Consider the following 19,309-nt stretch of genomic DNA (forward strand, 5'->3'; position numbering starts at 1 on the left):
GCACGCACCATGCACATCACCCGCAGATTCACGCTCGCCGCCACGGCGCTTGCCTCCATCGTGCTCGCCGGTTGCGTCGCCGCGCCGCAGCAGCGCTTCGCGCCCGGCGAAGCGCCGGTCGTTCTCGGCCCCTCGGTGCGCGACAACATCACACCCATGGAAGCCGTGCTCGCCTGCTACGCCGACCACGTCGCGGCCACGCGGCGCCCGCCCATCGTCATCGGCGTGGGCGACGTCAAGGACTACACCGGCAAGTACAGCATCAACGAAGGCAACGCCATCACGCAGGGCGGCGCGCTCATGGTGTATTCGGCCCTGGGCAAGCTCGGCGGCGCGGTGAGCATCGCCGAGCGCTTCGACCCGGTGATCGCCGAGCGCGAGCTGGCCTACGCCGACCGCCGCCAGCTCGGCGACGGCCGCGCGCACCAGCTCGGCGGCCCCGGCGGCGGACAGAACGTGCCGTGGCTGCCGTACTTCGGCGGCACCATCAACAAGTCCGACTACTTCATCGTCGGCGGCATCACCGAGCTGAACTACAACATCAACTCGGGCGGCGTGGAGGCCGCGGTGAACCAGGTGGGCGTGAAGGCGCGCACCTTCAGCCAGTCGGTGAGCGTGGACCTGCGCATCGTCGACACCAAGTCGCTGATGGTGGTGCGCACGGTGAGCCTCACCAAGCAGTTCAATGGCTACGAAGTGGGCCTGAACGTGTTCCGCTTCTTCGGCAGCAAGCTGTACGACGTGGACATCGGCGCCAAGGGCCAGGAGCCCGTGCAGATGGGCGTGCGCGCCGCGCTCGAGGAAGGCGTGGTGCGGCTCATGGCGGCCGTCACGCAGGTCGACCACCGGCCCTGCATGACGATGCGCCCGGGCACCGGCGAACCGATTGCGCTCACGCCCGCGGCCGAGCTGCGCAAGGTCGACAACCCCGGCGACGCCACCGCGGGCGGCACGGCGCAGGCCATGCCCGTGGCGCAGGGCGGCGTGGCCGTCAACGCCGGCGGCCCGGGCGGCGCGCGCCTCACGGGCAACGCCACGCAGGTGTCGTTCGACTTCGGCGCCACCACGCTCGGCGGCAGTTCGCTCTCGCTGATCGACCAGATCGCCGGCGCCGCCAGGAAGGGCGCGACCGACATCGTGCTGGTGGCGCGCGACACCGAGAACTGGGACGCCCGCAAGCGCGACGAGCTGACCGACCAGCGCATCGCGGCCGTCACTTCCGCGCTCGCCAACCGCGGCGTGGCACCGGCCGCCATCAGCGTCACCTGGCGCCCCGACGCGGCCGACACGTCGATCCACCGCGACGGGCCGGGCCTGCAGGAGATCGCCAAGCTGCGCGTCGGCAGCCCGGTGGTCGGCGGCGCCGCGCCTTCGGCCGCGGACGGCACCGTCAAGGGCGACTGAGCCACCGCTCCCGCAATTCCCCCAATTCCCTTCATCTCCCCCAGCTCCCGCAGCGCGCCCGTGCCCATGCGCAGCCGTGCGCGCCGCCTTCTTTTTTTCGACCCTGACCGCTTCCAACACCCGAGGAGTCACGCCATGAAAGCACGCAAGATCCAAAGCCGGGCCGCACGCGCGCCCATGTTCAGCCGCAGCACCATCGCCACGGCCGTGGCGACGGCGTTGATCGCCGCCTCCGGGGCGCAGGCCGCGGAAACGCTGGTCGATGCCACCTACCACGGCACGGCCACCGGCACGCCGACGGTGAACTCGGGCAACGCCAATGCCGCGAACGTCGCGGCGGCCATCACCAACGCCACGGTGGGCACCACCTCCACCGGCACGCCGTCGAACCCGAACCCCGTGGCCGCGAGCACCACCGGCAACCTGATCGGCGCCACCGCCACCGGCAACAGCCTCGCCAACGGCATCCAGCCGGCCACGCCCCTGCCGGTGAACAACGCGGCCACGCTCGGCGTGTCGACCAACACGGGCGTGATCAACAGCAGCGTGCTCAACAGCAAGCTGGTGCTCGAGTCGGCCGTGCTGCAAAGCGGCAGCGTGGTGAATGCCGACAACACCATCTCGGCGGCGACCACGCTCAACAGCGGCAGCTCGGTGGTGTCGGGCACGGCCGCGACCGGCGCCGCGCCGCAGGCGGGCAGCTCGGTGCTGACCTACCCGGCCGGCGCGCAGCTGTTCGACGCCAAGGGCAACATCGTGGTGACCTCGCTGCAGTCGGCCACCGGCGGCGGCTCGGAGGCGCGCGTGCAGGGCAGCCTGGTCGACCTGATGCTCACGGCCAACGCGGGCAACACGCTGAGCACGGCGGCGGTGCTCGAACGCAATTCGATCTCCGCCGTGCTCAAGGCCAACAGCGCCACCAGCACGGCCGAGATCCAGGGTAGCGCGTCCTTCGCGGGCTCTGCGGTGGTCGCCAACCTGCAGGCCAACGGCAACGGCATCCTGGCCACGCACTCGGCCGTCAACACGGGCTCGGTCGTCATGGGCATCGTGAGCGGCGCGCCCGCGGGCGGTGCCAACGTGCTGACCGGTTCGCTGTCGGTGCGCGGCAACGACATCTCCAGCGCGGCCACCGGCAACGAGGCGCTCGGCGCGGCCGGCGTGGCGGGCAACCGCATCGTGATCGGCGACCTGAGCGTGGCGGGCACCGGCACCGCCGCCACGGCCGCCAACAACAGCACGCACAACGGCGTGGGCGTGACCACCAACGTCAACAGCGACCTGGCCATCGTCAACAGCCAGGGCAACATCGGCGCGGCCACCTTCGCGCAGACCGACGGCGCGCTGATCCTGGCCGGCGTGCAGTCGAGCAAGGCCGGCGCGGTCACGCTGTCGGACAACGGCATCACGGCGGACGCCACCGGCAACACCGCGTCGAGCGCGATCGCCACCGGCAAGAACGCGGCCTCGTTCACAGGCACCGCGGCGGTGTCGAACCAGCAGGCCAACTTCTCGGCCCCGGTGACGGCGTTCATCACGCCCTCGGTGATCGGCGCGCAGACCGGCGAGGCACCCGCGCCCGGCGCCGGCCAGACCAGCGGCAGCGCGGTCACGGTGGCCGGCAACACCGTGGCGGCCACCGCGCAGGGCAACCAGGTCACGCAGAGCCTGGCGCTGCAGGCCGGCAGCGTGGCCATCGGCAACGGCAACGCCGTGCTCACCGGCGGCACGAGTTCCGACGGGCGCGTGTCCGCCGGCGGCGCCGTGACCATGAGCAACCTGCAGGGCCTGTACGACGGCGGCGTCGCGGCCATCAACATGGGCTCGCAGCTGGCACTGATCGCCAACGGCGGCGGCGCGGACGTCGCCAACAGCACGCTGGCGATGAGCGACAACCGCCAGGAAGCGGTGGCGCTGGGCAACGGCGCCACCCACACGCTGACCTTGAGCGGCAACGCCGTCGGCACGGGCGCGGGCATTGCGAGCGTGCAGATGGCCGATGCGAACTCGGGCGTCGGCGCGGGCCTGTCGAACCCCGAGGCGCGCGTGACGGTGAACGGCAACCTCGCGGGCGGCTCGGCCACGCTCAGCGGCAACCTGCAGCGCGCCATTGCCTACGGCAACGCGGCCACCAACACCCTGGGCGTGACCGGCGGTGCGCTGGCGGCCACGCCTTCGGCCGGCGCGGCGTCGAGCGTGAACGTCAACGTGGCGAGCGGCCTGCCGTTCGACAACAACGGCGCGACCCAACCCACGGTGCGCGCGGCCTACGGCATCCTCAACGACCAGTCGGTGCAGGCCAACATCAACACCTCGGCCACCGGCCCCAACACGCTCGCGGTGACCGTCGGCGGCAACGTGTCCGACGCCAGCGTGGTGAACGACCGCAACGCCCTGGTCGCCGCCACCTACGGCAACGACGCGGCCAGCGGCCTCACGCTGAAGCTCGGCAACGTGGGCGGCGCGAACGCGGCGGTGGCCAACGTCACCAACACGCAGGCGGTCGCGGGCGCGGCCACCGGCGTCTCGGCCATCGCGGCCGGCGGCACGGTGGTGCGCACCACGGTCACGGGCACGCTGGCCGACGGCTCGGTGTCGAGTTCGGGCAACACGGCGCAGGCGCTGGCCTACGGCAGCCGCGCCACCGGCAACACGGTGGCGGTGAAGGCCAACAACATCGACACGGCGGGCTTCGCGCTGAGCGGTGCCACGCTCACGGGCAACACGCTGAACACCAACGCCGCCTTCAGCGTGCAGAACGCGCAGTCGGGCCAGGGCACGGTGTCGGCGCAACGCAGCGGCGGGGCCGAAGTGCTCACCACCGTCGTGGGCGCGGTCGCGGATTCGAAGATCGATGCCAGCGGCAACGCCACCCTGGCCGGCGCCACCAGCAACAGCGCGGTCAACGGCGTGAGCGTGGACGGCCTGGGCGTGGCGACCACCACGGCGGTGCAGAACCTGCAGCTCACCAGTGCAACGGTCACCTCGCTGACAGGGCAGGAAGGCGCGTCGCTCGCGAACAAGGACGGCGTGCGGGTGGTGCTGGGCGGTGCGAGCCTGCAGGGTTCGCAGGTCAGCGTCGACGGCAATGCGGCCAGCGGCTCGGCCACGGGCAACGCCGCGGCCAACCGCATCGACGTGAAGGGCGAGGCCATTGCGGTTGGCAACGGCCTGCCGCTGGGCGGCGCGGCCAGCGTGGCGGGCGCGGCCGGTGCCATTGCCGACCATGCGCTGTCGAACGTGCAGCTGGTGACCGGCACGGCGCCGATTTCCTCCAGGGTGGCGGCGGCCTTCGGCGTGGACACCGTGCCCGGCGCGGCCATGGCCGGCTCGACGCTGAGCGTGTCGAACAACGCGCAGGGCGCCAAGGCGGTGGCCAACACCGCCAGCAATGCCATCGCGCTCTCGGCCACCGACGTTGCCGCCCGCGCTGCGCTGCTGTCGGCGCAGGGCAGCACGGCGGCGGTGTCGTCGCGTTCGTTCATGCAGGCCTTTGCACAGGCCTCGGCCACGGGGTCGTCGGTGAGCATCGCGAAGAACAGCAACACCGCGCTCGGCGTGATCAACGACGTGGACAACAAGCTGAGCGTGGCGGGCGGCAGCTCGGGCGGCGGCCTGCCGCTGCCGGGCGTGGCGCTGCAAGGCGCGGTGCCGTCCGCCAGCCTCGCGCTGGGCGACCAGGTGCTGGTGAACGTGCAGTCGGCCGGCACCTCGGCCACCGCCACGGCCGACACCGCGCTCTACAACGAAGACCGCGCGGTGCCCGTCAACGCGGGGCTGACCAACAGCAGCTTCGCGATCACCGGCAACGCGACCTACGCCGAGGCCGCCGCCAACCGCGCGACCAACGCGGCCTCGCTGGCCGGCGGCGCGTCGCAGTCGGCGCACACCGTGGTGCTGAACGCGCAGGACAGCAACGCCGCGGTGACCGCCAGCGCCAACAACGTGAGCCGCCTCACGCTGACCGGTGCCAACGCGCTGGCCGGCAGCAGCGCCACGCTGGAAGGCAACAGCACCGGCGCCGCCGCCACCGGCAGCGCCGCGACCAACAGCCTCGCCGTGAAGAGCGGCACCATCGCGGGCAGCTCGGCGCTGCCGGCCACGGCGCTGGCGGGCCCGGCGTCGGCCGTGGCCGTGCTGGCCGACCAGGTGCTGGCCAACGTGCAGCAGGGCACCGGCGCGGTGTCGGCCACGGCAACGGGCAGCACGGGCATCGACACCGCGGCGCTGTCGGGCGTGGGCACTTCGACGCTGAGCGTGTCGAACAACAGCCAGAGTGCGAAGGCCGTGGCCAACACGGCGCTCAACAGCGTGGCGCTCGAAGGCGCGAACGTGGCGGCGCGCTCGGCGCTGCAGTCGTCGCAGTCGGGCACGGCACCGGTGACGGCGTCGTCCACGCTGGCGCTGTTCGCGCCGGCCGCGTCGAGCAACTCGGCGGTGCGCCTCTCGGGCAACAGCAACACCGCGCTGGCCGTGACCAACGACGCGACCAACACGCTCGGCGTGGCCGCGGTCAACACGCGGCCGGCGGGCAGCACGGGCACGGCGACGCTGGCCGAGACAGGTGGCCCCGACAACGTGAGCGCCGCCGGCGACCACGTGCTGTCGAACCGCCAGACGGCCGCCGCGACGGTCGGCAGCACGGCCAGCACGTCGATCTACAACGACGACCGCGCCGTGGCCGGCACGCAGGGCCTGGTCAACGGCGCACTCACCGTGTCGGGCAACAGCACCTTCGCCGAAGCCTCGGCCAACCGCGCGGCCAACACGCTGTCGGTGGCGAGCGGCGCCACGCAGGGTGCGAGCGCGGGCATCGCCAACGTGCAGGCCAGCAGCGCCGCGGTGACGGCCACGGCCAGCACCATGGCCGGCGTGACGCTGGCGGGCGCGGTGCCGCTGAACGGCGGCAGCGTGTCGATCGACGGCAACAGCACCGCCGCACTGGCGCGCGGCAATGCGGCGACCAACGTGCTCGAGTCGAGCGGCGGCGCAGGCTACGGCCCCGCGGCGGCGGTGGGCTCGTCGAGCCTCGTGGGCACGCCGCTGGCGCTCAACGTGGGCGCGAGCGCGGCCATCCTGAACAGCCAGACCAACACCGGCGCGGTGAAGGCCGAAAGCATGGGCACCAGCTACCAGGTGGCGCTCAACGGCACGGCACTGGGCGCGGGCGTGTCGAACGGCACGGTCGGCGTCACGGGCAACGCGCTGGCCGCGCAGGCGGTGGGCAACAGCGCCACCAACCGGCTGACCCAGACCGCGTTGAACACCGGCACGCCGAGCGCCGCGGTGGCCAACTACCAAGTCAACACCGGCGCGGTGACGGCCACGGTGACGAGCGTGAACTTCGGCGTGGGCGTGTCGGGCGCGGTGGGCGGCAGCACGCTGCGCACGGCGGGCAACCAGATCACGGCATCGGCCACGGGCAACGCGTCGGTGTCGACGATCTCGGCGCGCTGAGCGAGGCGGGGCCGCGGGTCCATGGACCCGCTGGACGACAAGAAAGCCGCAGGCCTTCGGGCTTGCGGCTTTCTTTTTGTGCGCGCCGTGACGCGGAGGGAGCGTTCAGGCCTTCGGTTGCGGCCTGGACTGGCGCTTGAACTCCGCGCAGTAATCCTTCTCGGGCAGCGGCGGCGTGAACCAGGTCTTGTCGAAATCGCCGGTCACCGTGGCGGTGGTCGCGGGCGCGGCCATCAGCCGCACCGACGCGACCTTGACCTCGTCCGGCAGGTGCTGCGGCACGCCCAGCGTGCGCATCACGTGGCCCGCGCCGGCGATCAGCAGCACCGTCTGGCCCGGCCGCCTGGCCTTGACGATGGCCTGCGCCATCGCGCGGTCGCGCCCGACCTGGATGCGCGTCATCGGCACGATCTGCGATTCGGGGAGCATCCCGCAGTGGCCGTCGCGCACGGCGTCCTGCTGCGCGGCGTAGGCCTCGCCGTTGAGCTGTGCGTCGAGCGAGACGTCGGCCATCGCGTCCTTCATGCGGGCGCGCGGCAGGTTGGCGCCGACCACCGGCACGCCGGCGCGCACCGCCACCATCACCGCCGGGCCGTAGCTGGCCCAGGGCCAGGCCTTGTCGCTCCAGTCGAGCGCGGCTTGCACCTGCGCCTCGGTGGCGGTGGGCGCGACGTGCGCGGTGCTGCGGCCTTCCTCGGCCATCTCGAGCGCCAGCGCGGCGAGGTGGCCGCGCGCGACCAGCGCCTCGACCGTCTCGCGCTCGATCGTGTGGTGCTCGGGCGCGTCGTGCTGCTCGCCGAGCAGCAGCGCGCCCACCGGCTGCAGCGCGTCGACGCGGCGCGCGATGGGGGCATCGGGCGCGTCGGCGCCGGGCGCGAAGGCACCGCAGCCCGCGAAGGTGGCAACTGCGAGCAGGGAGAACAGCAGGCGGGAGGCCCGCGCGGGCCGGTGTGGAGGACGCATCGCGCCATACTATGCGGTCGCTGCGCGCACGCCGTGCCGTCCTTTTCCGCTTTCGCCTGTACGCGCCCGCCCTTGTCTCCTCGCTTCCTCGTTCGCGTGCTGGCCACGCTGCTCCTTGCGCTGGCCGCCGCGGGCGCCTGCCTGGCGCTGCACACGCCGCTGCCCTGGATGATCGGCCCGCTGCTCGCGGTGTCGCTGGCCTCGATCGCCGGGGCGCCGACCGCCAGCGCCACGCCGCTGCGCAACGCGGGGCAGTGGACCATCGGCACCGCGCTGGGCCTGTACTTCACGCCGCACGTGGTGTCGCTGGTGGCGGGCGTGTGGTGGGCGATTGCGCTGGCCATTGCCTGGGCACTGCTGCTGGGCTGGGGCTTCGGGCGCTGGCTGCACCGGATGCACGCGGCGCGCATGGCCCACGTGCCGCCGAGATCGATGAGAGCCACGACTTACTTCTCGGGCGCCATCGGCGGCGCGTCGGAGATGACGCTGATGGCCGAATCGGCCGGCGCGCGCACCGACCTCGTGGCCGCCGCGCACAGCCTGCGGCTGGTGGTGGTGACGGTGACGATCCCGTTCGCGATGCAGTGGAGCGGGCTGCACGGCCTCGAGATCAATCCGCCCGGTGCGCGCGAGGTCGACCTGGGCGGGCTGGCGCTGCTGGCCGCGGCGACCGGCATCGGCGGGCTGGCGATGCGCGCGCTGAAGCGCACCAACCCGTGGTTCATGGGGCCGCTGCTGGTGGCGATGGCGTTCACCGTGGCCGGGCAGTCGCTGTCGGCGGTGCCGGGCTGGATGTCGAACGCCGCGCAGCTGGTGATCGCGGTGAGCCTGGGCGTGCGCTTCAGCCGCGAGTTCCTGCACACGGCGCCGCGCTGGCTGGGCTCGGTGGCGCTGGGCACCTTGGGCATGCTGGTGTTGTGCGGCGCGGTGGCGTGGCTGCTGGCCTGGGCGACGGGGCTGCACCCGGCCACGATGATCCTGGGCACCTCGCCGGGCGGCATCGCCGAGATGTCGATCACCGCCAAGGTGCTGCAGCTGGGCGTGCCGGTGGTCACGGCGTTCCAGGTGTGCCGGCTGGTGGCGGTGCTGCTGCTGGTGGGGCCGATGTTCCGGTGGATCTACCGCTGAAAAGCTGCCGAAGGCGGCCCTTGAATGAAAAAAGCGCCCCGCGGGGCGCTTCTTGCTGCCGGAAGACCGGAAAAGCCGAGGGGCTTGGCTGCCTCAGTGCACCAGGACCGGCGTGTGGGCCAGCTCGGCATAGCCTTCGAGTGTGTCTTCCACTTCTTCCTGGGTGGGGGTGTTGAGCTGCCAGGCGGCGATCTGCTGCTGGAACAGTTCGGCCCACGAGCCGTCGAGGTAGACCTCCTTGCCCGAACGCTTGTCCACGATCTCGAACCCGTGGCGTTCCAGAACCGGCACATTGGGCTGCGCCGGCTCGTCGCCTTCATTGGGCTGCACGTGCACGACGACGAAAGACTCCGAGTCATAAAGCATGTTCATGGCGGGCCCTGTGAGAAAGTCGATGGCGTTCATGGGGGTTAGATAGCAATCAACGCGCCAGTTTCAAGTCTGGTTGTCTTTTTGTAAAACTAACGGTTTACTTTTTGCCTTTGGTCCCGATGATGTGACTTTCTCCTCAGTTTGCAGGTCCGGCGGGTAGGGGTTTGCGCAATTGGGCGTCAGCGAAGTCCCCGTTGGGTTCCGTCTGCTTGATGCGCACCGGCAGGTAGCCGTAGGCCGGGGCCAGCCACAGTTCTAGCTTTCGGTCGAACTCCTTGCGCGGGATGCGGGTGAGCTTGCGCGCGGCGTACTCGCCGGCCGGCAGGCTCACTTTTTCCTCGTCGCCGACCACGAAGACCCACACATCGGCATCGCGCGGCCCCACCGTCTGCACCGAGATCCGGGTGCCAGCCGGGTAGCGCTGCGGGCTGGCCGCCAGCAGCCCGCCGAGCTGCATCATCACGCTCATGCGGTCCTGCGCGCCGGGCAGCAGCGGCACCGGGGGCACGTTGCTGCTGAACACGATCTGCCCCTGGTCGCGCACGAAATGCGAGGCCACCTCGGACTTGCGGCTTTCGGAGTAACGCTCCGGCTCCAGGCCTGAAGGGCCGATGCGGCCGGTGCTGTGCCAGTTGAGCAAGGTGAAGAACACGGCCTTGAGCGTCAGCCGCCCGTCGTAGCGGGTGCCGTCCTGCAGCCACACCAGTTCGCCGAACACGCCCCGCTGGGGCGAGGCCCCGATCTGGCCCGTGGCTTCGAAGTCGAGCGTGACCGAGCCCGGAATCCTCAGTGCCTCGGTGCCGGCGATGGTGCCCGAGGCTTCGCCGCCGGCGGCCGCGGTGCCGGTTCCGGTGCCTCCGGCGGGGGACGATGCAGCCGCTGGCGCGCTCGCCGCCGCATCGGGTGGCGCCGCGCCTGCGTCGGGCGTGGCCTGGGCTACCGGTTCGGGTGCGTCCGTGGGCGGTGGCGTGGATGCGTCCGGTTCCGGTGCCACGGCAGCCGGGGCCGGGGTCGGCTTCGGGCGGGGCGGCGTCGGCGCGCGAGGGCGCCTCGGCTTGGGCGGCGGTGCCGGCCTGGCCTCGGCCGGTGCGGCCGCGGCCGGCGCCGGGGGGGTGTCGGAGGCGGGCGGCGCGATCACGATGGTGCGCGTGATGAACTTGTTCGCCAGCGGCGAGGGCTCCGGCCCGATGGCCATCGGCGCCAGCCCGAGCAGCAGCAGGTGCAGCAGCGCGACCAGCAGCGTGAGCCCGGCCATCGCCCGCCACGACGGACGCCCGGGCAGGCCGGGGGGCAGCGAAGGCAACGAGGACGGGGCGACGGACGTCGACATCAGTGTGTGGAGTGGGGCGCCGGCACGGAGGTTCACCAAGACCACCTCGGTACACTGCCGCCCGTTCAACCAGTTTAAGTGGGAGCGGCGCCCGGCCTCGTGCGTGCGCCGTGTCCTTCGTCCTCACGCACGTACGCACGCACCGCACCATGAAACTCGCCACCCTGAAGGACGGCTCCCGCGACGGCCAGCTCGTCGTTGTCTCGCGCGACCTCACGCTCGCCCACTACGCCACCGGCATCGCGAGCCGGCTGCAGCAGGTGCTGGACGACTGGGGCTTCATGAGCCCGCAGCTGCAGGACCTGTACGACGCCCTCAACACCGGCCGCGCGCGCCACGCCTTCCCGTTCGACCCCGCCATGTGCATGGCCCCGCTGCCGCGCGCCTACCAGTGGGCCGACGGCTCGGCCTACCTGAACCACGTGGAGCTGGTGCGCAAGGCGCGCAACGCCGAGGTGCCCGAGAGCTTTTATCAAGACCCGCTGATGTACCAGGGCGGCAGCGACGACTTCCTCGGCCCGACCGACGACGTCGTCGTGCCCAGCGAGGCCATGGGCATCGACTTCGAGGCCGAGATCGCGGTCGTCACCGGCGACGTGCGCATGGGCGCCACGCCCGAGCAGGCGCTGAAGGGCATCCGCCTGGTGATGCTGGCCAACGACGTGAGCCTGCGCAACCTGATCCCGGCCGAGCTGGGCAAGGGCTTCGGCTTCTTCCAGAGCAAGCCCGCCACCGCCTTCAGCCCGGTGGCCGTGACGCTCGACGAGATCGGCGAGGCCTGGCAGAAGGGCCGCGTGCACCTGGCGCTGCACAGCAGCTGGAACGGACGCAAGGTCGGCATGTGCGACGCCGGCCCCGAGATGACCTTTCACTTCGGCCAGCTCATCGCCCACATCGCCAAGACGCGCAATGTGCGCGCCGGCAGCATCGTCGGCAGCGGCACCGTGAGCAACAAGGGCGTGGAGAAGAACGGCCACATGGACTGGCCCAAGGGCTACTCGTGCATTGCCGAGAAGCGCTGCATCGAGACCATCCAGAGCGGCCAGCCGTACACCGAGTTCATGAAGTTCGGCGACACCATCCGCATCGAGATGAAGGGTGCCGACGGGCGCTCGCTGTTCGGCGCGATCGACCAGGAGATCGTGGCGGTCGGCGGTCGGCCGAAGGAGGCGCCGGTGTCGCTGGTGAAGCCGCAACAGGGCGACGCGCCGCCGAAGGCTCAGGAAGAGGCGGCTTCCGAGGACTGAACCGAAGCGGCGGAAGCGGCGGAAGGGGAAGAAGGGGCAGGCGCGCCGCGCAGCAGCTCCTTCTGCGACCGGATCCCCAGCCGCCGGAAAGCCCGGTACTGGTGCGTGCGCACCGTCGTCAGCTCCACGCCGAGTTCGCGGGCGGCTTCTTTCGCCGTGCGGCCCGCCATCAGGTGGCCGATGACCTCGCGCTCACGCAGGCTCAGCGCGAGCAGCCGCGAGGCCAGTGCCGGCTCCGCGGCCTCGCGCACCGCCACTACGCTGCGCCCGTGCGCCGCGGTGGCGTCGGCCAGCAGCGTGGCGTGCGCCTCGATGCGGGCGAAATCGGCCGCATCGAATTCCGGCTGCGCCAGGCTGCGGTAGAAGCTCACCGCCACGCGCTGCCCGGTGGGCAGCAGCAACAGCACCGACGCACGCTCGCGGATGCCCACGTCGCCGTAGCAGACCGCGCGGTACGCGGGGTCGGCCACCTCGTCGGCGCGCTGGTGGCCCAGCCACAGCTGCGCGCGCTGGGGTAGCTTGCGCGCCGCGAGCCATGCCATGTTGGGGTCGAGCAGGTCGAAGCGCTGCGCCACGTAGCGCTCCGACGTGCGCTCGGCCGTGCTGCCGTAGCTGCTGGCGGCCGACACCGTCTCGATGCGCCCGGTGGCGCTCACCGAGAACACGGTGCAGAAGGTGACGGGCATCACGCGCTGCATCGCCTTCAGGTAGCTGTTGGCCAGGTGCGCCGTGCCCACGCCGGACAGCGCGTCGCCGACCACGGCGGCGGCCAGCGGGGTGTCGGTGGGGTGGATGCGCCAGCGTCTCATGCGGGTCGGAACTGAGGAAAAGGCAAAGCGGGAAATTCGGGCTAGGGGTAAATACCTCGTACGAAGTTATGACATTGCGGCGGCCCGCGCATCGGGACAATCCCGTCGCATGACGAACCCTTCCGCCGCCACCCCGGGCGATGCCGCCAGCGGCCCCGTGCCGCCGCCGGCCAGTGCCACCGAACTGCCGCCCTCCGTCGGCGCCTTCCACTACACGCGCTACAAGCCCTGGACGCCGCCGCTGGAGGGTGATGTCGAACCCGGTCGCCATCCGGTGGTGATCGCCGGTGGCGGGCCGGTCGGCATGGCGCTGGCGCTGGGGCTTGCGAACCACGGCGTGCGCTGCGTGATCCTCGAAGCCGACGACACGGTGTGCGCGGGCAGCCGCGCGGCCTGCATCTCGCGGCGCAGCCTGGAGATCATGGAGCGCCTGGGCGTGCTGAAGAACTTCATGGCCAAGGGCCTGCCGTGGAGCGTGGGCCGCAGCTTCTACAAGACGGCCGAGGTGTTCCGCTTCGAGATGCCGACCGACGCGCAGCAGAAGCTGCCGCCCATGATCAACCTCGAGCAGTACTACGCCGAGCACTACCTGCTGGAGGAAATCTTCCGCCGCAACGAGCAGACGCCGGGCCTCATCGACATCCGCTGGGGCACCGAGCTCACGGCGCTCGCGCAGGACGACGAGGGCGTGACGCTCGACGTGCGCAACGCCGAAGGCGCCTACCGGCTGCACGGCCAGTGGCTCGCGGCCTGCGACGGCGGCCAGAGCTTCGTGCGCAAGGCGCTGGGTCTCGCGCTGGAAGGCACGGGCTACGAAGGCCGCTACGTGATCATCGACATCGAGCTGCACAGCGGCCACCCGACCGAGCGCCGCGCGTGGTTCGACCCGCCGTGGAACCCGGGCTCGACCGTGCTGATGCACCGCCAGCCCGACGACATCTGGCGCATCGACTACCAGCTGCGCCCCGGCCAGAGCACCGAGGAGGCGCTGCAGCCGCCGGCCGTGGCCGAGTTCGTGCAGCGCCACCTCGACGCCATCGGCGAAGGCCACCTGCCGTGGAAGACGGTGTGGACCTCGGTCTACCGCGCGGGCGCGATGACGCTCGACAGCTACCGCCACGGCCGCATCGTGTTCGCGGGCAACGCGGCGCATGCGATGCCGATCTTCGGCGTGCGCGGGCTCAACTCGGGCTTCGACGACGCCGACAACCTCGCGTGGAAGCTGGCGTTCGCGGCCAAGGGCCTGTCGGACGCGGCCCTGCTCGACTCGTACTCGCAGGAGCGCATCGCGGCCTTCCACGTGAACGCCGAGAACGCGATGCGCAGCACCGAGTTCATGTCGCCGCCGTCGCGCGGCTTCGACCTGCTGCGCGAGGCAGCGCTGTCGCTGTCGGAAAAGCACCGCGGCATCGCGCAGCTGATCAACCCGCGCCAGACGCAGGCCGTGCGCTATGCCGGCTCGCCGCTCTCGAGCGAAGGCGAAGGCGAGGGCAACGACCTGCCCGCCGGCCCGCTGCCGGGCGAGGTCATGCCCGAGCAGCCGCTCGCGCAAGGCCACCTCAGCGACTGGATCGCCCCGAGCTTCACGCTGCTGGTGCTGCGGCCCGACCTGGCCGTGCTGCCGGCGGCCGACGTTGCGCAGGCACTGCAAGGCGCGCTGCCTTTCGTGGTGCGCCGCATCGCAAGCTTGGGCACCGAAGGCGCCGACGCGCATGCATCGCCCGCCGTGTTCGACGCGCTCGGCGCACAGGACGGCGCGGTGTACCTGCTGCGCCCCGACGGCCACGTGGCCGCGCGCTGGCACCGGTTGCCCGCGGGCGCGCTGCAACCCGCGCTGGCCCGCGCCGCGGTCCGGCAAGTCCAGGAGATGTCCGCATGACCACGACGACCCAGCCCCTCTCTCCCGTTCACCCCCTGCACCCCGATGCCCGCGACCGCCTCTACGCCGAGTGCGCGCGCGCCATCACCGAAGCGGGCGCCGAGCGCGAATCGCTGTTCCTCGCGCGGCTCGCGCTGCTGCTGTTCGAGCAGGTCGGCGACGAGGCGCGCTGCCGCGCCGCGCTGGCCGACGCACTGCACGCGTTGCCCGTACCATCGCTGTCCGCTTCGTAAGCAAGCCTCTCAATCAACAAAGCAACTGGAGACTGATCCATGGATCGCCGCACCCTTCTCGCCACGCTCGCCTCCGGCGCCGCCGTGGCCGCCTCGCCCTTCGCCCATGCGCAGGAATATCCCGCGCAGCTCATCAAGTGGGTCGTGCCCTACCCGGCGGGCGGCGGCACCGACGTGATCGCGCGCGTGCTGGCCGAATCGATGCGCCAGACGCTGGGCCAGCAGATCGTGGTGGACAACCGCCCCGGCGCCTCGACCAACATCGGCGCCGACCTGGTCGCCAAGAGCAAGCCCGACGGCTACACCGTGCTGTCGGCCGACAACGCCGTGCTGGCCTTCAACGAGCACCTGTTCAGCAAGCTGCCGTTCAACCCCGAGAAAGACTTCACCTACATCGGCGCGATCGGCAAGTTCCCGCTGGCGCTGGTGGTGCACCCGGACTTCCCGGCCAAGACCTTCAAGGAGTTCCTGGCCTACGTGAAGGCCAACCCCGGCAAGGTCAACTACGCCTCGCCCGGCAACGGCTCGCCGCACCACCTGGCGATGGAAATGTTCAAGGTGCGCACCGGCACCTTCATCACCCACATTCCGTACCGCGGCGCGGCACCGGCCATGGCCGACGTGATGGGCGGGCAGGTGCCCTGCATGTTCCTGGACCTGGCCTCGGGCCTGTCGATCATGCAGGCCAACAAGGTGCGCGTGCTGGCCATCGGCTCGGGCGCGCGCAGCAAGCTGCTGCCCAACGTGCCGACGCTGGCCGAAGTGGGCGTGCCCAACACCGAGGTGTTCGCGTTCCAGGGCATCCTGGGCCCGGCCGGCTTGTCCGCCGCGGTGGTGAACAAGCTCAACGGCGACCTGAACAAGGCCTTCGGCACGCCCGCCGTGCAGAAGCGCTTCGAAGATTTCGGCATGGAAGCGATGCCCGGCACGCCGGCGCAGTTCGCGGCGCTGTCGCGCGCGGAGTCGAACCGCTGGGGTCCGATCATCAAGCAGGCCGGCATCAAGCTGGACTGACGCCCTGACGCCCTGACGCCCTGACGCCCTGACGCCCGCAGCGGGCGTTCGCCTTGTGCGGCCTGTCGGCTGCTATTGAGCGAACGCCTTGCGCGAGCCGTCCTCGAAGACCTCGTCGTCGCGCTGCAGCTCGCCGTTCTCGTCCCACACGCGTTCGCGCGTGATGCGGCCCTTGGCGTCGAAGGTCGATTCGGCCAGCAGCTTGCCCTTCTCGCTGAAGCGCTGGTGGGTGCCCACGGGAATCTGCCGGCTGCGGCCCACCACCTGGTAGCGGCCCTGCGCCGCGCGCTCGCCGCTGTCGTAGAACTCGGTGATCTCGACCGTGCGCATGTCCCCGCTGTTGCCGTAGGCCGACTTGCTGCTCGGCTGGCCGTTGAGGTAGTAGCTGTCGTCGACGATCGGCTCGCCCGCGCTGTTCCAGCGCTGGTCGCGCACCAGCGTGCCTTTTTCCGAGAACGCCTGCTCGCGCACGCGCACGTTGGCGCGCTCCACCAGCAGGTAGGCCGTTTCGCGGCGCTTCACGCCTTCCGACGAATAGTTCTGCTCGGTGCGCTGGTTGCCCACCGTCTCGTCGAGCACCGCCGTCTTGCCGTTGTCGTAGAAGCTCTGCGAGCGCGTGCGCTTGCCTGACACATACGCGAGCCGAGAGCGCAGGTTGCCCTGCGCGTCGAACAGCTCGACCTGCGACGCGCCGGTGCCCGCGAAGCCGCAGAGCTTGGCGTCGTCGACCGCCGGGGAGAGCGTGGGCGCGTCGGCGCAGCGCAGCGCCGACAGCTGGCCGCGCTCGGTGAACTCGGCCGAGGCGCGCTCGCTGCCGTTGCCGGTGTCGGGGTAGAAGACGACCCGGCGCAGCTTGCCGTCGGGGTAGAAGCTGCGCACCAGGCCGCGCTCCTGGCCGTCGTCGTAGGTGGCCTCGCGCAGCACCCGGCCGGCCGGCGAGAATTCGCGCGCGCGGCCCTGGATGTTGCCCTTGGCGTTGACGCTGTGCTCCTTGGCGAGCTTGCCCTTCTCGTAGATGCGCACCAGGCCCATGTACACGCCGTTCTGCAGCTGCTCCTCGCGCTGCAGCTCGCCGCTTGCGCGGTCCTTGCAGCGCATGAGGCCGGTCTTGCCGTCGGTGCTGGCGCCGTTGGAGGGGTTCACGCTGCGGCCATTGAGGTCGCAGTCCTGCTGCGCATGCGCGGCGGCCGCGCCGAACAGCGGGACCAGCGCCGCAAGCCCGAGCCGCAGCCATCGCCCCGGCTTGCCCGTGGGCGCGGCGGGTCTGCAGGGGGCGGCGCGGCGCGGGATCACTTGTCGTAAAGCGAGTCGAGGGAACGGAAACCCTTGACCTCGATCGGATTGCCGAACGGGTCGCAGAAGAACATCGTCCATTGCTCGCCCGGCTGGCCCTCGAAGCGCACCTGCGGCTTCAGCACGAACTCGGTGCCGGCGGCCTCCAGGCGCGCGGCCAGCGCCTGCCAGTCGGGCAGGGCGAGCGCCAGGCCGAAGTGCGGCATGGGCACCATCGCGTCGCCGACGCGGCCGGTGCGGGTGGTGGCGAAGGGTTCGCCCAGGTGAAGCGAAACCTGGTGGCCGAAGAAATCGAAATCGACCCAGGTGTCGGTGCTGCGGCCCTCGGCGCAACCGAGGACGTCGCCGTAGAAACGGCGGGCGCCGTCGAGGTCACGAACGTGAAAGGCAAGGTGAAAGATGCTCTGCATGGTTTCGGATTATGGGCAGCGGTGCTGTGAGAATGCCGGACTTTCTTTCATCGTGGAGCAAGCCTTGCGGATACTCCGGATCCTCGTCGCAAAGATGCGCGACATCGATTTTTCGACGCCGATGCGCCTCGTGCAACGCATGCCGCGCCAGCTCCTGGCGGGCACGTGCTGCGTGTTCACTTTCGCGGCCCCTCTCGCCGCCCACGCCGCCTGCCCCCCGTCGGCCATCGCCAGTCTCGAGAAGCCGGGCACGGCGCTGCGCAACGGCGTGGACCGCGGCGTGCTCTGGCGCATCGAGCGCGGCGGGCGCACCTCGTGGCTCTACGGCACGCTGCACGTGGGCCGCGGCGACTGGGTGCGGCCCGGCCCGACCGTGCAGAAGGCGCTGACCCAGAGCGACACGCTCGCGCTGGAGCTCGACTCGCGCGACGACGCCACCGCCCAGGCGCTGGCCCGCCCGGCCGACCCCGAGCTGCTGGCCCGCCTGCTGAGCGGCGAGCGCGCGCGCCGGCTGGAGCGCCAGGCCTCCGAGGCCTGCGTGCCGCCGGGCAGCCTGTCGCGGATGCAGCCCATTCTTCAGGTGACGGCGCTGTCCGGCCTGGTGGCGCGCGCCGACGGGCTTTACCCCGAGTTCGGCGTCGACGAATCGCTGGCCGTCTCGGCGCGCAACAGCAACAAGCCGATCGTGGCGCTCGAAAGCGCCGCCGAGCAGCTCAAGGTGCTCACCGGCGGCTCCGAAGCCGAAGAAGCCGAGCAGGTCGACGCCGCGCTCGACGAGCTGGAGTCGGGCAAGCTGCGCGGGCAGATCAAGGAGCTGGCCGACGTCTGGGCGCGCAGCGACGCGGCCCGGCTGGCGCGCTATGCCGACTGGTGCGACTGCGTGAAGACGCCCGCCGAGCAGCGCCTGATGAAGCGCCTGCTGGACGACCGCAACCCGAACCTGGCCGACGGCATCGAGCGCCTGCACGCCAGCGGCAAGGGCGTGTTCGCGGCGGTCGGCGCGCTGCACATGATCGGCCCGCAGGGCCTGCCGACGCTGATGGCCGCGCGCGGCTTCACCGTGACGCCGGTGCTGGTCGACGCGCAGGCGCAGACCGCGGCGCCCATTGCGCCCATGCCCGCGCCTTCGGCGGCGCCCAGGGCCACGGCGCGCGGCGGCAAGGCCGTGAAGGGCCAGCACGGCCAGAAGGGCGCACCGGCGGCCGCCGCCAAGGGCGGCAAATCGGCCAAGGCTGCGCCGGCTGCCAAGGGTGGCAAGGCCGCCGCCAAGGCACCCGCCAAGGCAGCCACCAAAGGCGCGCCCAAGGCCGCCTCCAAGGCCGCCGCCCCTGCCGCCAAGGGCAAAGTGCGCAGATAATCGCGACCGCCATGCACCTGCAGCGTCTGCCCACCCGCCTCGTCGGCCTCCTCGGCCGCTGGGTGCTGCTGTGGTTCGTGCTGTCGCTGGGCGTGGCGGTGGCGTCGCCGCTGGTGCATCCGCAGGCGATGGAGCTGGTGTGCTCCAGCGTCGGCTCCATCAAGGTGGTGGTCCACACCGAGGACGGCGCGCAGGAGCTGGGCGCCTCCCACATGGACTGCCCGCTGTGCGTGCTGACCGGCGCCCCGCCGCCGGCCATGGCGGTTCCCGCCTTCGATCTGCCCTTGCCGCTGGGCCGCGTGCTCCAGCCGATTCCCGCCGCGCGCGTGGCCGCGGCCACCGCCGCGCCGTTGCCGGCGCGCGGACCCCCGACTTTCTCCTGACGCTCTCAAAACCATAGCGGCATGCGCACG

Annotated in this window: 15 protein-coding genes; 9 read left to right on the forward strand and 6 right to left on the reverse strand. The window is 71.4% G+C overall.

The genetic code is table 11. The features are described 5' to 3' along the window. Positions 1–9: 9 nt before the first annotated feature. A complete protein-coding gene (locus tag BM013_RS32530; RefSeq protein ID WP_256221807.1) occupies positions 10–1,404 on the forward strand; it encodes a CsgG/HfaB family protein in 1,395 nt (464 codons plus the stop codon). Between the two features lie 135 nt (positions 1,405–1,539). Then, positions 1,540–6,861 carry a beta strand repeat-containing protein gene (locus tag BM013_RS32535; RefSeq protein WP_093132840.1) on the forward strand — a complete coding sequence of 1,774 codons (5,322 nt, stop codon included), beginning with the start codon at positions 1,540–1,542 and terminating at the stop codon, positions 6,859–6,861. A gap of 105 nt (positions 6,862–6,966) precedes the next feature. On the opposite strand, the gene BM013_RS32540 is transcribed toward BM013_RS32535, so the two are convergent. After that, on the reverse strand, positions 6,967–7,824 hold the full coding sequence (locus BM013_RS32540; protein WP_093132842.1) for a ChaN family lipoprotein: 858 nt from the start codon (positions 7,822–7,824) through the stop codon (positions 6,967–6,969). Positions 7,825–7,896: 72 nt separating this feature from the next. Between BM013_RS32540 and BM013_RS32545 the strand changes: the two genes are divergently transcribed. After that, a complete protein-coding gene (locus BM013_RS32545; protein ID WP_093132844.1) occupies positions 7,897–8,952 on the forward strand; it encodes an AbrB family transcriptional regulator in 1,056 nt (351 codons plus the stop codon). Positions 8,953–9,045: 93 nt separating this feature from the next. Here the strand turns inward: BM013_RS32545 and BM013_RS32550 are convergent, their stop codons facing one another. Together BM013_RS32550 and BM013_RS32555 are read right to left on the reverse strand one after the other, a co-directional pair. Next, positions 9,046–9,357: a BTH_I0359 family protein gene (locus BM013_RS32550; RefSeq protein WP_093132846.1), complete on the reverse strand. Its 312-nt coding sequence runs from the start codon at positions 9,355–9,357 to the stop codon at positions 9,046–9,048. A 103-nt stretch (positions 9,358–9,460) separates the two neighbouring features. Continuing rightward, a complete protein-coding gene (locus tag BM013_RS32555) occupies positions 9,461–10,654 on the reverse strand; it encodes a DUF3108 domain-containing protein (protein WP_093132847.1) in 1,194 nt (397 codons plus the stop codon). Between the two features lie 149 nt (positions 10,655–10,803). Between BM013_RS32555 and BM013_RS32560 the strand changes: the two genes are divergently transcribed. After that, positions 10,804–11,901, forward strand: a complete 1,098-nt coding sequence (locus BM013_RS32560; protein WP_093132849.1) for a fumarylacetoacetate hydrolase family protein — start codon at positions 10,804–10,806, stop codon at positions 11,899–11,901. Here the strand turns inward: BM013_RS32560 and BM013_RS41985 are convergent. Continuing rightward, positions 11,874–12,710, reverse strand: coding sequence for a helix-turn-helix transcriptional regulator (locus tag BM013_RS41985; protein WP_256221808.1), 837 nt, complete (start codon positions 12,708–12,710; stop codon positions 11,874–11,876). The two genes, BM013_RS32560 and BM013_RS41985, sit on opposite strands and share 28 nt — an antisense overlap. 109 nt (positions 12,711–12,819) lie before the next feature. Here BM013_RS41985 and BM013_RS32570 point away from each other — a divergent pair, with 109 nt between their 5' ends. The 3 genes from BM013_RS32570 to BM013_RS32580 are packed head-to-tail and all read left to right on the forward strand — an operon-like array spanning position 12,820 to position 15,836. Further along, the gene (locus BM013_RS32570) at positions 12,820–14,589 is read left to right on the forward strand and encodes an FAD-dependent monooxygenase (protein WP_093132851.1); all 1,770 of its coding nucleotides are present in this window, start codon (positions 12,820–12,822) and stop codon (positions 14,587–14,589) included. Next, a complete protein-coding gene (locus BM013_RS32575; protein ID WP_093132853.1) occupies positions 14,586–14,822 on the forward strand; it encodes a hypothetical protein in 237 nt (78 codons plus the stop codon). The genes BM013_RS32570 and BM013_RS32575 overlap by 4 nt, the downstream gene beginning before the upstream one ends. Before the next feature lie 39 nt (positions 14,823–14,861). Next, positions 14,862–15,836 carry a Bug family tripartite tricarboxylate transporter substrate binding protein gene (locus tag BM013_RS32580; RefSeq protein ID WP_093132855.1) on the forward strand — a complete coding sequence of 325 codons (975 nt, stop codon included), beginning with the start codon at positions 14,862–14,864 and terminating at the stop codon, positions 15,834–15,836. A gap of 72 nt (positions 15,837–15,908) precedes the next feature. On the opposite strand, the gene BM013_RS32585 is transcribed toward BM013_RS32580, so the two are convergent. Continuing rightward, positions 15,909–17,129, reverse strand: coding sequence for a toxin-antitoxin system YwqK family antitoxin (locus BM013_RS32585; protein WP_371281368.1), 1,221 nt, complete (start codon positions 17,127–17,129; stop codon positions 15,909–15,911). After that, positions 17,126–17,539 carry a VOC family protein gene (locus BM013_RS32590; protein WP_093132857.1) on the reverse strand — a complete coding sequence of 138 codons (414 nt, stop codon included), beginning with the start codon at positions 17,537–17,539 and terminating at the stop codon, positions 17,126–17,128. The genes BM013_RS32585 and BM013_RS32590 overlap by 4 nt, the downstream gene beginning before the upstream one ends. Positions 17,540–17,660: 121 nt before the next feature. Between BM013_RS32590 and BM013_RS32595 the strand changes: the two genes are divergently transcribed. Together BM013_RS32595 and BM013_RS32600 are read left to right on the forward strand one after the other, a co-directional pair. Then, complete coding sequence (locus BM013_RS32595; RefSeq protein WP_256221809.1) at positions 17,661–18,896, forward strand: TraB/GumN family protein; 1,236 nt, start codon at positions 17,661–17,663, stop codon at positions 18,894–18,896. Between the two features lie 11 nt (positions 18,897–18,907). Beyond that, complete coding sequence (locus tag BM013_RS32600; RefSeq protein ID WP_093132861.1) at positions 18,908–19,279, forward strand: DUF2946 family protein; 372 nt, start codon at positions 18,908–18,910, stop codon at positions 19,277–19,279. Positions 19,280–19,309 lie beyond the last annotated feature (30 nt).

Source organism: Variovorax sp. OK605 (genome assembly GCF_900115445.1).
Classification (GTDB): Bacteria; Pseudomonadota; Gammaproteobacteria; order Burkholderiales; family Burkholderiaceae_C; genus Variovorax.

Bases quoted from the DNA above. Each gene is read 5' to 3' on its own strand.
- BM013_RS32535 (WP_093132840.1), top strand. From the start codon at position 1,540: ATGAAAGCACGCAAGATCCAAAGCCGGGCCGCACGCGCGCCCATGTTC.
- BM013_RS32595 (WP_256221809.1), top strand. From the start codon at position 17,661: ATGCGCCTCGTGCAACGCATGCCGCGCCAGCTCCTGGCGGGCACGTGC.
- BM013_RS32600 (WP_093132861.1), top strand. From the start codon at position 18,908: ATGCACCTGCAGCGTCTGCCCACCCGCCTCGTCGGCCTCCTCGGCCGC.
- BM013_RS41985 (WP_256221808.1), bottom strand. From the start codon at position 12,710: ATGAGACGCTGGCGCATCCACCCCACCGACACCCCGCTGGCCGCCGCC.
- BM013_RS32580 (WP_093132855.1), top strand. From the start codon at position 14,862: ATGGATCGCCGCACCCTTCTCGCCACGCTCGCCTCCGGCGCCGCCGTG.
- BM013_RS32575 (WP_093132853.1), top strand. From the start codon at position 14,586: ATGACCACGACGACCCAGCCCCTCTCTCCCGTTCACCCCCTGCACCCC.
- BM013_RS32530 (WP_256221807.1), top strand. From the start codon at position 10: ATGCACATCACCCGCAGATTCACGCTCGCCGCCACGGCGCTTGCCTCC.
- BM013_RS32540 (WP_093132842.1), bottom strand. From the start codon at position 7,824: ATGCGTCCTCCACACCGGCCCGCGCGGGCCTCCCGCCTGCTGTTCTCC.
- BM013_RS32590 (WP_093132857.1), bottom strand. From the start codon at position 17,539: ATGCAGAGCATCTTTCACCTTGCCTTTCACGTTCGTGACCTCGACGGC.
- BM013_RS32570 (WP_093132851.1), top strand. From the start codon at position 12,820: ATGACGAACCCTTCCGCCGCCACCCCGGGCGATGCCGCCAGCGGCCCC.
- BM013_RS32560 (WP_093132849.1), top strand. From the start codon at position 10,804: ATGAAACTCGCCACCCTGAAGGACGGCTCCCGCGACGGCCAGCTCGTC.
- BM013_RS32555 (WP_093132847.1), bottom strand. From the start codon at position 10,654: ATGTCGACGTCCGTCGCCCCGTCCTCGTTGCCTTCGCTGCCCCCCGGC.
- BM013_RS32550 (WP_093132846.1), bottom strand. From the start codon at position 9,357: ATGAACGCCATCGACTTTCTCACAGGGCCCGCCATGAACATGCTTTAT.